This window comes from Sphingomonas sp. OTU376, assembly GCF_038440415.1.
GTDB classification, from domain to species: Bacteria; Pseudomonadota; Alphaproteobacteria; order Sphingomonadales; family Sphingomonadaceae; genus Sphingomonas; species Sphingomonas kyeonggiensis_A.
Genome location: NZ_JASATQ010000011.1, coordinates 16,084 through 30,479, shown reverse-complemented (window position 1 = coordinate 30,479; position 14,396 = coordinate 16,084). Strand labels below are relative to the sequence as shown.

Below are 14,396 nucleotides of genomic sequence, written 5' to 3'. Positions count from 1 at the left end.
GAATTGGACTAGCTCTCGCTGCGCGGCGTCACCGGCGAGACGCTGACTTCGCCCGAATCGGCGTAGCGATAACCGAGCGAGGCGTGGCCCATCACGGGGCCGGCGACATCCGCCACGATGTAGAGCGGACGGCGCTTGGACTCGACGTACAATCGGCCGAGATATTCGCCGATCATGCCGAGCACGAACATCTGCACCGCGCCTAGTACCACCACGACCAGCATCAGCGAGGTCCAGCCCGGGATCGCCGCGCCCATCAGCCAGCCGGCGACGATGTAGAGCACCAGCAGCGCCGACAGGCCGGTGAGGATCAGGCCGACATGGCTGGCGAAGCGCAGCGGCGCGGTCGAGAAGCCGGTGATCGCGTCGAGGGCGAAGCGGATCATCTTGCCGAGCGGGTATTTGGTCTCGCCGGCATGGCGCTCGTGCCGGTCATAGGGGAAGGGCACCTGCTTGAAGCCCACCCAGGCGACCATGCCGCGGATGAAGCGCGCCTGCTCGGGCAGCGACAGGAAGGCATCGAGCGCGCGCCGCGTCATCAGGCGGAAGTCGCCGGTGTCGAGCGGGATCGGCGTGTCGGTGATCTTGTCGAGCATGCGGTAGAAGAAGGCAGCGGTGATCTTCTTGAAGATCGTCTCGCCGTCGCGCTTGCGGCGGACGGCATAGACCACGTCGGCACCCTGCGAGCGCATCGCGGCGCGCATGTCGGTCAGCAGCTCGGGCGGATCCTGGAGATCGGCGTCGATGATCAGAATCTCGTCGCCCGAGCAGAGGTCGAGCCCGGCGGTGAGCGCGAGCTGGTGGCCGTGGTTACGCGACAGGTTGATCGCGACGAGGCGGGGGTCGCCGGCCGAGAGGCGCTGCATGACTTCCCAGCTCTTGTCGCGCGAACCGTCGTTGATCAGCACGATCTCGTAATCGTCGCCCACCGCTGCCTTGGCCGCGCCGGAGACGCGACTGTGCAGCATCTCGAGACACTGCTCTTCATTGTAGCAGGGGATGACGACGGAGAGCTTGGGACGCTTTTGCATGACCGGACGCTCTAACGCTGCGACGGGCCGACGTCGAGCGGCCCGTTGCACAGGCTTGTGGACACGGATGTTTGCATCCGTTGCGCGAGTCGTCCTTCGGCGGAAGCCGGAAACGATATCGTCCGCGAGAGCGGCGCGGTTGCGCCAGCAGACGCATCCAACCGCGAAAGGTTGCGCGGCTCCATCGCGCCCGTGGCGGAACCCGCGCATTTCCGGGCGTTCGCGCAGTGCTGCGCTTGGGATCCACTGAGTCAAAGAGCGGCCCTGAGGCTGTAAGAACATTAGCGGAACAAGGCCCTGTAGGACAGGCCTTTCACCCGGCGACCTCGTTACGGGGTTGACGCTCTTTGCCCCCGCGCCTAACGAACACGCGATTGAGAATCACTTGCATTAGCATAAAGGGGTTTACGGGCATGGGGCGGCATATCGCGCTTGGGGTCAGTCTTTGGGCGTTGGCGGCGGCATTGCCGGCGCAGGCGCAGGACAAGAAGGACGCCGAGCAGCAGGACTCGACGATCACCGTCACTGCCACGCGTATCCCGGCCGACGTCAAGGAAGTGCCCGCCACGGTCACCGTGATCGACGAGCGCAAGATGGCCGACGAGCTGACCACCGACATCAAGGACCTGGTCCGCTACGAGCCCGGCATCAGCGTGCCGCGCGGCCCGACCCGCTTCGGCGCGGCCCAGGGCACCACCGGCCGCGCGGGCAATGAAGGCTTCGTCATCCGCGGCATCGGCGGCAACCGCGTGCTGATCCAGGTGGACGGCGTGCGCGTGCCCGATGGCTTCGCCTTTGGCGCGCAATCCACCGGGCGCGGCGACTATGTCGACCTCGGCCTGGTCAAGTCGGTCGAGATCCTGCGTGGCCCGGCATCGGCGCTGTACGGCAGCGATGGCCTGGCTGGCGCGGTGAGCTTCACCACCAGCGACCCCGCGGACTTCCTGCAGGGCGACAAGAAGGTCGGCGGGCTGGCGCGCGCCGCCTATAGCTCGGCGGACGATGAATTCTCCGAGACCGGCGTGATCGCCGGCCGCTTCGGCGACCTGTCCGCGATGGTCGCCTATACCCGCCGTGACTATCACGAGCTCGACAACAAGGGCACTACCGGCGGCATCGGCACGGCCCGCACCGAGCCCAATCCGCAGGACGGCCACTCCAATGCGGCGCTCGGCCGGCTCGTCTATGAGCCCGACGCACACAACCGCTTCCGGATCACCGGCGAATATGTCGACAGCCGGCTCGCCACCAATGTGCTGACCGGGCTTACGCCGCTGCCGGCCACCGGCACCACCATCGACCTGCTGCAGGCGCGCGACACCAGTAAGCGCGGCCGCATCGCCGGCGACTGGACCTGGAACGGCGAAGGCACGCTCGAGTTCGCGCGCCTCAGCGGCTATTGGCAGAACAGCAAGGATCGTCAGTTCACCGACGAGGACCGCAGCCCCGTCGCCGATCGCGAGCGCCTCAACACCTTCGAGAACCGCGTCTATGGCGCCTCGGGCGAAGTGCGCCTCGGCTTCGGCGCCGAGGGCGGGCTGCACGCCAAGCTGACGCTGGCCGGCGATATCAGCTGGACCAACCAGAAGGGCCTGCGCGACGGCGTGACGCCGCCCGCGGGCGAGACCTTCCCGACCCGTGCCTTCCCCGAGACCGACTATATGCTCGCCGGCCTGGTCGCCGCTGCGGAAGTCACCTTCGGGCCGCTGACGCTCTATCCCGCTCTGCGCTTCGATGCGTACAAGCTGACGCCCGAGAAGGATCCGCTGCTGCCGACCTTCGTCGCATCGGGCCAGGACGGATCGCGCGTTTCGCCCAAGGTGGGCGCGGTGATCAAGCTGACCGAAGGCGTGCGGCTGTTCGCCAACTATACCCAGGGCTTCAAGGCGCCCGAGCCCAGCCAGGTGAACAACTTCTTCGCCAATCCGCCGGTCGGCTACACCAGCATCTCGAACCCGAACCTGAAGCCCGAGACCAGCGAGAGCTTCGAAGGCGGCTTCCGCTATTTCAACGACTTCGTTTCGTTCGACCTGACCGGCTTCTACGCCCGCTATCACGACTTCATCGACCAGGTGGAAACGACCGGCCGCCCGTTCCCGTCGCCGGCCAATCCCTGGATCTACCAGTGGCGCAACCTGGGCGGGGTGAAGATCCGCGGCTTCGAGGCGCGCACCGAAGTGCGCCCGGTGCAGGGCGTGACCGCGACGCTGGCGCTGTCCTATGCCCATGGCGACACGATCGGCACCAATGGCGCGAAGCTGCCGCTCCAGTCGGTCGATCCGCTCAAGGTGGTGGGCGGCATCGGCTATGACGCGGCCGACCGGCGCTTCGGCGGCCGGCTGATGGCGACCTATGGCGGGCAGAAGGAGATCGCCCGGACGCGCGGATCGAGCTGCTACACCGGCACGGCGCCGGGCTGCTTCACCGGCACCGACTTCGTCACGCTAGACCTCACCGCCTATGTTCGCGTGACCAACGACGTGACGCTGCGCGGCGGCGTGTTCAACCTGACCGACCGCAAATACTGGCTGTGGCAGGACATTCGCGGCCTGGCTGCGAACTCCACGGTGCGCGACGCCTATACCCAGCCGGGCCGCAACGGCTCGGTCTCGATCAGCTATCGTTTCTAACCCCGCTTCTGAGGACCAAGATCATGAAGCTGCTGCTCCCGATTGCCCTTTCGCTGCTCGCGCCGATGCCGGCGCTGGCCCAGACCACCGGCGCCGCTCCGGTGGCAAAGCCCGCCTTCGAGGCGGACCGCGCCGACATCCTGGCGATGGCCGGCACCTACAAGGTGAAGTTCGACATGCAGGAGAGCACCTCCTGGCGTGCCGACTACACCCCGATCCCGGTTAAGGTGTCGGGCGGCAACGAAGTCGTCCGGGTGATCGAGGACAATGGCAAGACCATCCGCCTCCAGCACCTGCTCGTCGTCGACATGGGCGAGGGCAAGAAGATGGTGATCAAGCACTGGCGCCAGGACTGGCAGTATGAGCCGGCGAAGGTGCTGGTCTATTCGGACCGCGACGCCTGGACCTGGACCGACGTGCCCGCCGCCGAGCGCAAGGGCGCCTGGTCGCAGACCGTCTACCAGGTGGATGACTCGCCGCGCTATGGCGGCTGGGGCAAGTGGGTTGCGGTTGGCGGCCAGCGCCGCTGGGTGTCGAACGAGACCTGGCGCCCGCTTGCCCGGCGCGACGCGGTGCGCGGGCCGGTCTATGACCGCTATCTGGGCGTCAACCGCCATGCCGTCTCGCCGGCCGGCTGGATCCACTGGCAGGACAATCTGAAGATGGACGGCGCCACCACGCCGGTCGTCCAGGAATATGTCCTCAACAGCTACACCAGGTTCAGCGACTTCGATGTGAAGGCGGCGGACGATTACTGGGCGGCGACCAAGGGCTATTGGGCAGCGATCCGCAGTGAATGGGACCGGATCGCCGCGACGAAAAAGGGCATCCGCATCACCGAGGAAGCCGATCACGGCACGGTGATCGCCGGCCGCGTGCTCGAGATCGCCGACGAGATCCAGCAGGGCAAGACCAGCGAGGCCGACGGCATCAAGACCGCCAAGGCGCTGATGGATCAGGCGACCAGGGCCGCCAACTAGAGTTCCCCCTCGGGAAAAGGCCCGCTTTCCTTGGTCGGAGCGGGTCGGGGGTGCGCACGGTTCCCAAGCCCGTGCGCACCCCCTTTTTTACCTGCGTTACAGCGCGGCGAGCATGAAGGTCAGCAACTCCTCGTAGCGCAGGCTGTAGCGCTCCCCGCCCGGCACGAAGGGCCTCAGGACGTTGTCGTCATCGTCCAGAAGCTCCGGCTGATCCGCCCATGTGTCGTGGCAGAAGAGGCCATAGGCGTGGGCGTCCAGCCCTTCCTGGGCAAAGGCGTCCCGCACCTCCTGCGCGATGACGCCGAAATGCCACCGGGCATCGTCGCCCTTGTCGGCGACGGCGTCCCGGAACTTGTAGGCGCGGACCAGCGCCTTGCAGCGGATGGCGGCCGCGCGCTCCGCCGCGTCGAGGTCGCGGATCTGCTCCTTGGCATTGGCGTCGGAGGTGGAGATGGTGCCGCTGGCGGCATAGATGGTCGACCAGCGCAGCGGCCCGGAGCCGTTGGTGACGGTATTATCCGCACCGGGCTCGATCGCATTGCCGCCGCCGCGACCGACGAAGAGCAGCGTCACGCCATGGCCGCCCAGGGCGATGCCGCCGGCCGCATTGTCGTTGGTGAGATAATGATCGCCGGTGGCCGAGGTCTGGAAATAGCCGACCCGGGTGCCGTTCGCCCTTTCGAAACGGAGCTGGACGACATCCGATCGGAAGTTCGCCGCGATGTTCGATGCCGCGACGATGCTGGCGGACTGGATATTGATGCAGGGATCGCTCGGTGTCGGGTTGATGCCGAAGCCGAGGCGGCCCGAGCGGATGCAGATCACGCCGGACAGCGTGCCGTTGATATCGCCCTCGACGTCGATCAGCGTGCCCGAAGCGTTGGCACCGAAATAGGTGCCGAGCTTTCCGCCGGTGGCGATGCGGGATGCGATCAGGGTGGCGCGGCCGCGCTCGACATGCACCTGCCGGGCGGCGCCGGCGACGACCTGGCACCCTGCCATCAGCAGGTTCTTCGTGGTGTCGGCGCCGTTGTAGTAGAGGTTGTACTGGCCGGGATTGGCTTCGAAGTGCGAGCCGAAATAGTTGATGTTGCCGGCATCGTCATGTTCGGTGACCTTGATCCCGTCGCTGTCGGTTCCGAGCTGGTTGTTGCCTTCGATCTCGGAATTGAAGAAGTTGACGATGCCGTTCGGATTGGCGTGCGAATAGCCGCCGCGATCATTGTTGATCGCGCGGAGCCCGAAAAAGCCCAGGCTGTTGGGCGCGAAGCTGGCCGTTTCGCTCAGGTGGAAGCCGAAGCCGCTGTCGCGAAGCGTCAGGCCGTAAAAGTCGCTGATCAGGCCACCGGTGGTTTTCAGGGCGTAGTCATAGCTCGAGACCAGGCCGTCCTGGACATAGACATCGGCGGTGTCGTTGACGGCGATGCCGACCGAGCTGGTCGTCGTGCTGCGGTCCGGGCCGGTGAGATTGAGGTTATGGAGCCGGAGGTTCAGCCGATACTCCGGAGCCGGGTCGCTCAGGTCGCCCAGTTTCAGCGCCGGCCCATCCTGCGTCGACGTAATCTTGACGTTGCCGGCGTCCAGCGCCGCGGGGCCGCCGAGGTCGCCCTTGATGACGATCGGTGTGGTGATCGTGGTCGGAGTGGTGGGGAAGGAAGGCAGGGACATCGCGATCTCCTTTGGTTGCGAATCGATGTTCCCATTATGTTCTTAGTCAAAATCCTACATTGCAAGCGCCGGAATCAAGGGCGCCGGGCCGGCGGATGACGGGCAATGGGCTTGACCAATGTAATAGTACAACATAACGGTGATTTTTGCGCTGCGGCATGTGCGGCGGCGCGCTATGGTCGTGTTGGCGATATGAGCTTGCGGTATCAGCGGAGCGCCTGGGCGCGTGGCGGAGGTCGGCTTGCCGGCCTGCGCGCGCTCTGGGCGGCGATGCTGCTGCTTACGCTGTTCGCCTTTGGCTGGCAGAGCTTCGTCACCCAGACCCATCGGCATTTCGGGCAAGCTGGCGTTTCGCTTGCGCTGTCCGTCCAGCAGCTGGGCGGGACCCGCGTCGAGAAGGGTGGGCAGGCGCCGGCCGATACGCCGGACAATTGCCCGATCTGCCAGGAAATCGCGCATGGCGGCGCCTATCTGCTGCCCGCGCCGATCGCCTTCCAGCCGCCGGCGGCGCTTGCCGCCTGGTTTGCCGTCACCCTGCTGCTCGCGCTGGCGCTGCGCCAGCAATCGCATGCCTGGCGCAGTCGCGCGCCGCCCCTCCGCTCCAAGGCCTGAACCCACATAGTCGCGAAGGGCAGAGCATGCCCTCGCACCCCGCCGGGCCGCTGATGCGCGCCCGACGCCAAGGTCCTTGGAGTTTGTCTACATGCGTTATCTCTTCCTGCTGGGCGCGGCTTCCGCTGCCCTGATCCCGGCCGTCGCTTCCGCGCAGGACGCGCCTGCCTCGCCGCCCAAGCCTGACAGCAACACGATCATCGTCACCGGATCGCCGCTGGGCTCGCAGACGCCGACGATCGTCGCCACGGTCGATCGCGACACGATCGTCCAGACCGGCGGCGGCAATATCGCCGATGCGCTGAGCCAGGTGCCCGGGATCGCCGGCACCGGCTTTGCCTCGGGCGCGAGCCGGCCGATCATCCGCGGCATGGACGCGACGCGCGTGCGCATGCTCGAGGATGGCAGCAGCGCTTCCGACGTCTCCGATATCGGCCCCGATCACGGCGTGCCGATCGATCCGCTCTCGGCGCAGCGCATCGAGGTTGTGCGCGGTGCCGCGACGCTGCGCTATGGCAGCCAGGCGATCGGCGGCGTGGTCAATGTGCTCAACAACCGCGTGCCGACCGAGCTGCCGACCAAGGACCTGTCGGGCGAGCTGAGCGGCAGCTATGCGACCAATGCCGATACCTGGCAGACGGCGGGCCTCGTCGATGCCAAGGCCGGCGACCTCGCGCTGCACGCCGACGGTTTCTATCGGCATGCCGGCGACTATGAGACGCCGCTCGGCACGCAGGAGAACAGCTTCGTGCGCGGCTGGGGCGGGTCGCTGGGTGGTTCGGTGTTCTTCGGGCCGGACAAGGGCAGCCATATCGGCGCCGCGGTGATCCACTACGACAGCGAATACGGCATCCCAGCCGACACCGCCTGGATCGACATGCGCCAGACCAAGGTGATCGGCCGCTCGTCGTTCGCGCTGGGCGACGGTCTGCTCAAGTCGCTCGACGTCGATGCCAGCTATGGCGATTACCAGCACCAGGAGAAGAACCCGGACGGCTCGGTCAACACGACCTTCAAGAACAAGGAGTTCGACAGCCGCGCCGAGCTGCTGCTCGGCCAGATGGGCTTCCTCTCCAAGACCGCGCTCGGCATCCAGGTGGGCCACCGCGACTTCTCGGCGATCGGCGCGGACAGCTCGTATTTGTCGCCGGCGACGTCGCAGAGCGAAGCGGCCTATCTGTTCACCGAGATCCCGCTGAGCGGTGTGCTGCACATCCAGGCGAGCGGGCGGGTGGAGAATGTCCATATCGAGGGCACGCCGGCATCGGACGTGTTCACCAAGCGCGACTATACGCCGTTGAGCGGGGCGATCGGCGCGCTGCTCGAAGTGACGCCGGCAGTGAAGCTGGGCGTGACCTTCTCGAGCACGGGCCGCGCGCCGGCGCTGACCGAGCTGTTCGCGCGCGGCGGGCATGACGGGCCGCAGACTTTCGAGACGGGCGACCCCGCGCTCAAGATCGAGCGGGCCAATTCGCTCGAAGGCACGATCCGCGTGAACTCCGGGCCGTTCCGCTTCGAAGGCAGCGTCTATGGCACCTGGTTCCACAACTACATCTATGGCGACCTGACCGGGCGGACCTGCGACGATGACGGCGCGTGCGTGGTCGGCGACAGCGAGGAGCTGAAGGAGCTCAACTACGGCCAGCAGGGCGCGCATTTCTGGGGGCTGGAGGGCGACCTGCGCTACCAGCTGTTCAAGACTGCGGCCGGCGGGCTCGAGGCACATGTGCTGGGCGATTATACCCGGGCCAAGCTCGACGACGGCAACAATGTCCCGCGCATCCCGCCTTACCGGATCGGTGGCGGGCTCAACTGGAAGAGCGACCGGTTCGATGCCGGCTTCCTGTGGATGCATGTCGGCGAACAGGACAAGTTCGGCGTCTTCGACACCCCGACCGACGGCTACAACAACCTCAGCGCCAATCTGGCGGTGCGGCCGTTCAAGAGCCAGCCCGGGATCGAGCTGGCGATCGTGGGCCAGAACCTGACCAACGACGTGATCCGCAACGCATCGGCCTTCAACAAGGAAGATGTGGTGATGCCGGGGCGCACCGTCCGCTTCGTGCTGCGCGTCGCCACCTTCTGAGCCGCCGTGCCGCCGCCGTGACGGGTTCGCGGCGGCGGTGCCGTGCAGGGAGATTCCCATGCGTTGCGTACCGCGGGAGAGGGGCGTGTCGCGGCTCGACTGGTTCGAGCGGGCGGCGGCGAGTGCGTCGATCCTGTGCCTGATCCATTGCGCCGGGCTGCCGCTGCTGCTGGCGGTGCTGCCGGCATTGTCGCGCGTGCTCGCGCTCCCCGAGAGCCTGCATCTGTGGCTGCTCGCCTTTGCCGTGCCGGCTTCGGGATCGGCATTGTTCTTCGGCTTCCGTCAACACCGGGCGTTGTGGCCGGTCCTCGCCGGCACGATCGGGCTGGCCCTGCTGGCTGTCGGCGCGTTGCTGCTGGAGGGCGGGCGATACGAGACGCTGGCGACGATGGCGGGGAGCATCAGCCTGGTCGCCGCGCATGTCGGCAACTGGCGGCGGCGCCATGGCGGGCGGCCGCATGGCGGGTAGGAAGCGCGGCGCCGGCTTCCTCCACGAGCGGGTGCTGCGGCTGCTCGAGCTGCGCTACCCGCGGCCGCTGACCGGGCTCGAGCTGGTCGAAATGCTGCTCGACACGGGCGAAGTGGTGCCGCCGAGTCAGGTCTATCGCGCGCTCAAGCGGCTGATCGACGCGGGCGAGGCGTGCAAGGTGCTGGTCGCGGGCGGCTATGTGCCGGCCGGTCCGGCGCCAGCGATGCTGTTCTGGTGTCGCGGCTGCGGGACGGTGCACGCGGTGGCGTGTCCCGAACTGTTCGCGCGGCTGGAGGCGGGGGCGACTGAGGCGGGGATGCGCGACGTGCGCAGCGTGGTCGAGGTGCCGGGGCTCTGCGGCAGGTGCGCAGGGCGGAACCCGGCCTAGCTCCGCTCGGCCGAGCTCACCACATCGGCTGCGCGGAGCGCCGCGAGCAGGCGCATCAGATGCGCGGCGTTGCGCACTTCCAGGTCCATCGTGTTGGTGTGGAACGTGGTGTCGCGATTATCCATGCGCAGGCCGAGGATGTTCGCCTTTTGCTGGCCGATCAGCGTGGCGACCGCGCCGAGCGCGCCGGGCTCGTTCTTGAGCGTGATCTCGATCTGAGCGATGCCGCCCTCGGCCTTGTCGCCCCAGGTCAGATCGACCCAGTCTTCCTCGATCGTGTCGGCCAGGCTCGGGCAATCGATACGGTGGACCTCGATCGGCTCGCCGGGGCGGCGGATGCCGACGATGCGGTCGCCAGGCACCGGGCGGCAATCGGGCGAGAAATGGAAGGCCACGCCGGGCGTGAGGCCCTTGATCTCGATCGCGTGCTGCTGCGGCGGCAGGTCATGCTCGTCCTCGCCCTCGGTCGAGCCGGGCATCAGCGCTTCCATCACCTGGAAATCGGTGAACTGGCGGCGCGCGATCGCTTCCATCAGCGTCGCCTCGTCCTGGACCTTGAGGCGCTTGAGCGCATCGGGGATCGCGCTTTCGCCCGGCGGCGTCGGCAGGCGCTCGACGATCTCGTCATAGAGCTTGCGGCCGAGCGCGATCGTCTCCTCGCGCTCCTTCAGGCGGATATGGCGACGGATCGCCGCGCGCGCCTTGCCGGTGATCGCGAAGTTGAGCCAGTTGGCCTGCGGCTCCTGCGCCTTGGAGCGGAGGATCTGGACCTGGTCGCCCTGCTCGATCTCGGTGCGCAGCGGCACGACGCGGCCATTGATCTTGGCGCCCACCGCCTGGTCGCCCAGGTTCGAGTGCACCGCATAGGCGAAGTCGATCGGCGTCGCGCCCTTGGGCAACTGGATAAGCTCGCCCTTCGGCGTGAAGGCGAAGATCCGGTCCTGGTACATCGCCATCCGGGTATGCTCGAGCAGTTCTTCGGGGCTGTCGGCATGCTCGAGGATTTCGATCAGGTCCTTGATCCAGCTGACCTGGGTATCCGGACGGACATTGCTGGTCTTGTAGGCCCAGTGGGCGGCGAGGCCGTACTCGGCCTGGGCATGCATGTCGCGCGTGCGGATCTGGATTTCGATGCGCGTGTCGCCAGCATGCATGATCGTGGTGTGCAGCGAGCGATAGCCGTTGCGCTTCGGCGTGGAGATGTAATCCTTGAACCGGCCCGGCACCATCGGCCAGCGGCGGTGGATCACGCCAAGCGCGCGATAGCATTCCTCTTCGGTATCGACGATCGCGCGGAAGGCCATGATGTCCGAAAGCTGTTCGAGCGACACGTGCCGCTCCGACATCTTCTTCCAGATCGAATAGGGATGCTTCTCTCGGCCGGTGATCTCGGCATCGATGCCGCCGCGCGAGAGGAGCAGTTTCAGGCCCGAGGAGATCTTGGCGATCCGGTCCTCGCCCTCGACCTTGAGGCTGTCGAGCCGCTTGGAGATCGATTCATAGGCTTCGGGCTCGATCTCCCGGAAGGCGAGCGTCTGCATCTCCTTCATGAACTCGTACATGCCGATCCGCTCGGCGAGCGGCGCGTAGATCTCCATCGTCTCGCGGGCGATGCGCTTGCGCTTGTCCGGGTTCTTGATGTGGACCAGCGTGCGCATGTTGTGCAGCCGGTCGGCCAGCTTGACGAGCAGCACGCGGACATCGTCCGACATGGCGAGCAGGAATTTCCGCAGATTCTCGGCGGCGCGTTCGCTCTCGGTCTGCGCCTCGATCTTGGAGAGCTTGGTGACGCCATCGACCATGCGCGCGACATTGTCGCCGAACAGGCGCTGGATGTCCTCGGGCGTGGCAACCGTGTCTTCCACCGTGTCGTGCAGGATCGCCGTGACGATCGTCTCGTCATCGAGGTGCAGGTCGGTGAGGATGCCGGCCACTTCGATCGGGTGGCTGAAATAGGGGTCGCCCGAGGCGCGCTTCTGGGTGCCGTGCGCATTCACCGAGAAGACATAGGCCCGGTTGAGCATAGCTTCATCGGCATCGGGGTCGTAGCTGAGGACCCGGTCTACAAGTTCATATTGACGCAGCACGATATCTAAATGGGGCGCTGCGCTGCTGCTTTGCAATGAAATTGAGCGCGATCCGGGAATTTCGGACCGCGCTCAATCACTTTAGCCGAACTGGTGTGGCGCCGGCGCCATAGGCTCAGTGCGCCTTGGCGTTGCACTTCTCGAGGCTGGCAGCGTCGAAATCGGTGCCATTGGCGCGGAAGGCCGAAAGCTTGCCGACTTCACGGGCGACGAGCTCGCAGACGATGCCGTCGCGGGCATTGGCCTTGGCGGCGGTGCAGGTGCCGCCATTGCACTTCCAGAGGGTCGAGCGGGTGACGAGGCTGGCCTTGGCCGGCGCGCTCACCGGAGTGGCGGCGTAATAGCCGTTCGGGGCACCCTGCGCGATGCCGGCGGCGGGGACGAGGGCCAGCGTGGCCGCGGCCGCTGCGGCGAAGAAGCGGGTCATGGAAACCTCCTGGGGTCGAATCACACTGCAACGGGTGTTGCGACTCAATATCTAATTGACACAAAGGTAAGTTGCAACGAGAAACTATTGCTGCAATGCAAGAAGTTACGGCATTCCGTAGCGTCATAAATTGCGATAGGGTGACAAGTCATGGGTGGTGCCATTCGAGAGTCCCTGCGCCAGCTGGCGAATGACTGCAGCCTTCCGGCGGCACTGGAAGCGATGGGCGAGCGCTGGTCGTTCCTGATCCTGCGCGGCTCGTTCAACGGGCTTCACCATTTCGAGGAATTCCAGTCCGAGCTGGGCATCGCGCGCAACATCCTCGCCAATCGGCTGGCGCGTCTGGTCGACAAGGGAATCCTGGTCCGCGAGCCCTGCGCCGACGATCGCCGCAAGATCGAATATCGCCTGACCGACAAAGGCTATGCGCTGCTGCCGGCGATGATCGCGCTCAGGCAATGGGGCGAGCGCTGGGAGACCGGCACCCCGGCCTATCCAGTGCTGGTCGATGCCCGCGACAGCCGCCCGATCCGGCCGGTGCAGGTGCTGAGCCATGACGGGCGCGCGCTGGGCAAGGGCGACCTGCTCTGGGCGCTGCCCGAGGACGTTGTGCGCGACGAGGAACTGGCCGAGGTGAAGGCGGCGGAGTAAATCTCTTATCCTCCCCCTGGCGGGGAAGGACTGAAGGTTAACCGCCCAACGCCTCCAGCCGGGCGCGGACGCCATCCGGGATCGGCTTCGACTTGCGCGTTTCCAGGTCGACATGGACGCTGACCATCTCGATCTCGGTGTGCAGCTCGCCGGTACTGGCGTGGCAGAGTTCGATGCGCATCGTCATGCTCGAGGTGCCGATGCGCTCGACGCGGGCGAAGCCTTCCACCATGTCGTCGAAGACGAAGGGCTTGCGGTAATCCACGCGCGCTCTGACGACGTTGAACTCGGCGTCGAGCCAGTCGGGGCCGATATCGCCCAGGTCCGCCCAGCGCCAGAATTCGCCGAGGGTGACGTCGGCATATTCGAGATAGCGCGAGTTGAAGACGATCTTCTGCCCGTCGATCTCGGAATAGCGGACACGGAAGCGGGTGGAGAATTGGAAGCCTGGGCGCATGGCGGTGGGTTGGCGCGGTGTGGGCGGCGCGTCAACCTGGGCGGTTCCCCGGCGAAGGCCGGGGGCAGGATTTCGCTTCCGTGTCGCCTGAGGCCCTGGGCCCCGGCTTCCGGGGAACAGGAGGGAAGGCTAGGTCAGCAGCTTGACGCCGACGATCGCCAGCACCGTCGCCAGGATCGGCGTGAGCACCCGGTCGGACACGCGGGTCGCGATAAGGCTGCCGACGACGATGCCGGGGATCGAGCCGAGCAGCAGCGCCACCAGCAGGTTCAGATCGACCGAGCCCATCGACCAGTGGCCGAGCCCGGCGATGAAGGTGAGCGGCACGGCGTGCGCTATGTCCGAGCCAACCAGCCGGGCGACCGGCGAGCCGGGATAGAGGACGAGCAGGGCGGTCATCCCCAGCGCGCCGGCGCCGACCGAGGTGAGCGAGACCAGCACGCCAAGTACCACGCCGAGCAGCACGGTGAGCGCCGCCACCACCTGCTCGTCGAGCTTGGCGAAGCGCCGGCCCGCGGCGCGGACGATCTGGACACGGAACAGCACTGCAACTGCGGTGAATACCAGCGTGGCGCCGAGAATGACGGAGATCAGGTGCCCGGTATCCTTGGCGTCGCGGTGGGCGGCGGCGAGATAGAGCAAGGTGAGGATCGTCGCGGGTACGCTACCGGTCGCCAGCCGGCGGACCACTCGCCAATCGACCGAGCCGCGCCAGCCATGGACGGCGGTGCCAACCGCCTTGGTGCCCGAGGCATAGAGCAGGTCGGTGCCGACCGCGGTGGCCGGGTGGAAGCCGAAGGCGAGGACAAGCAAAGGCGTCATCAGCGATCCGCCGCCAACCCCGGTCAGCCCGACAAGCAGGCCGACCAGGATCCCGGCCAGCGAATAGAGCAGGTCGATATGCAGCACT

At 66.5% G+C, this 14,396-nt stretch carries 13 protein-coding genes; 7 read left to right on the top strand and 6 right to left on the bottom strand.

Going from position 1 to position 14,396, the window contains the following annotated elements; genetic code table 11:
• Positions 1-8: 8 nt before the first annotated feature.
• The gene (locus tag AAHM44_RS06995) at positions 9-1,031 is read right to left on the bottom strand and encodes a glycosyltransferase family 2 protein (RefSeq protein ID WP_342249506.1); all 1,023 of its coding nucleotides are present in this window, start codon (positions 1,029-1,031) and stop codon (positions 9-11) included.
• Between the two features lie 413 nt (positions 1,032-1,444).
• Between AAHM44_RS06995 and AAHM44_RS06990 the strand changes: the two genes are divergently transcribed.
• Together AAHM44_RS06990 and AAHM44_RS06985 are read left to right on the top strand one after the other, a co-directional pair.
• The gene (locus AAHM44_RS06990; RefSeq protein ID WP_342249505.1) at positions 1,445-3,661 is read left to right on the top strand and encodes a TonB-dependent hemoglobin/transferrin/lactoferrin family receptor; all 2,217 of its coding nucleotides are present in this window, start codon (positions 1,445-1,447) and stop codon (positions 3,659-3,661) included.
• 23 nt (positions 3,662-3,684) lie between these two features.
• Positions 3,685-4,641, top strand: coding sequence for a DUF6607 family protein (locus tag AAHM44_RS06985; protein WP_342249504.1), 957 nt, complete (start codon positions 3,685-3,687; stop codon positions 4,639-4,641).
• 96 nt (positions 4,642-4,737) lie between these two features.
• Here AAHM44_RS06985 and AAHM44_RS06980 read toward each other — a convergent pair whose 3' ends face one another.
• Positions 4,738-6,309, bottom strand: coding sequence for a tail fiber domain-containing protein (locus AAHM44_RS06980; RefSeq protein ID WP_342249503.1), 1,572 nt, complete (start codon positions 6,307-6,309; stop codon positions 4,738-4,740).
• A gap of 192 nt (positions 6,310-6,501) precedes the next feature.
• Between AAHM44_RS06980 and AAHM44_RS06975 the strand changes: the two genes are divergently transcribed.
• From AAHM44_RS06975 to AAHM44_RS06960, 4 genes are all read left to right on the top strand, one after another.
• Positions 6,502-6,921, top strand: a complete 420-nt coding sequence (locus AAHM44_RS06975; RefSeq protein ID WP_269573056.1) for a DUF2946 family protein — start codon at positions 6,502-6,504, stop codon at positions 6,919-6,921.
• Positions 6,922-7,012: 91 nt separating this feature from the next.
• A complete protein-coding gene (locus AAHM44_RS06970) occupies positions 7,013-9,007 on the top strand; it encodes a TonB-dependent receptor domain-containing protein (protein ID WP_342249502.1) in 1,995 nt (664 codons plus the stop codon).
• Between the two features lie 58 nt (positions 9,008-9,065).
• Entirely contained in the window at positions 9,066-9,476 is a 411-nt protein-coding gene (locus tag AAHM44_RS06965; protein ID WP_269573054.1) for a MerC domain-containing protein, read from the top strand.
• Complete coding sequence (locus AAHM44_RS06960) at positions 9,427-9,864, top strand: Fur family transcriptional regulator (RefSeq protein ID WP_342249501.1); 438 nt, start codon at positions 9,427-9,429, stop codon at positions 9,862-9,864. The genes AAHM44_RS06965 and AAHM44_RS06960 overlap by 50 nt, the downstream gene beginning before the upstream one ends.
• On the opposite strand, the gene AAHM44_RS06955 is transcribed toward AAHM44_RS06960, so the two are convergent.
• Together AAHM44_RS06955 and AAHM44_RS06950 are read right to left on the bottom strand one after the other, a co-directional pair.
• On the bottom strand, positions 9,861-11,951 hold the full coding sequence (locus AAHM44_RS06955) for a RelA/SpoT family protein (RefSeq protein WP_269573052.1): 2,091 nt from the start codon (positions 11,949-11,951) through the stop codon (positions 9,861-9,863). The genes AAHM44_RS06960 and AAHM44_RS06955 overlap by 4 nt on opposite strands.
• A gap of 115 nt (positions 11,952-12,066) precedes the next feature.
• On the bottom strand, positions 12,067-12,378 hold the full coding sequence (locus AAHM44_RS06950; protein ID WP_184164190.1) for a CC_3452 family protein: 312 nt from the start codon (positions 12,376-12,378) through the stop codon (positions 12,067-12,069).
• 150 nt (positions 12,379-12,528) lie between these two features.
• Between AAHM44_RS06950 and AAHM44_RS06945 the strand changes: the two genes are divergently transcribed.
• Positions 12,529-13,029, top strand: a complete 501-nt coding sequence (locus AAHM44_RS06945) for a winged helix-turn-helix transcriptional regulator (protein ID WP_184164193.1) — start codon at positions 12,529-12,531, stop codon at positions 13,027-13,029.
• A gap of 37 nt (positions 13,030-13,066) precedes the next feature.
• On the opposite strand, the gene AAHM44_RS06940 is transcribed toward AAHM44_RS06945, so the two are convergent.
• Together AAHM44_RS06940 and AAHM44_RS06935 are read right to left on the bottom strand one after the other, a co-directional pair.
• Positions 13,067-13,486 (bottom strand): acyl-CoA thioesterase, encoded by a 420-nt coding sequence (locus AAHM44_RS06940; RefSeq protein ID WP_269573051.1) that lies wholly within the window; start codon positions 13,484-13,486, stop codon positions 13,067-13,069.
• Positions 13,487-13,615: 129 nt separating this feature from the next.
• The gene (locus AAHM44_RS06935) at positions 13,616-14,392 is read right to left on the bottom strand and encodes a sulfite exporter TauE/SafE family protein (RefSeq protein WP_269576518.1); all 777 of its coding nucleotides are present in this window, start codon (positions 14,390-14,392) and stop codon (positions 13,616-13,618) included.
• Positions 14,393-14,396 lie beyond the last annotated feature (4 nt).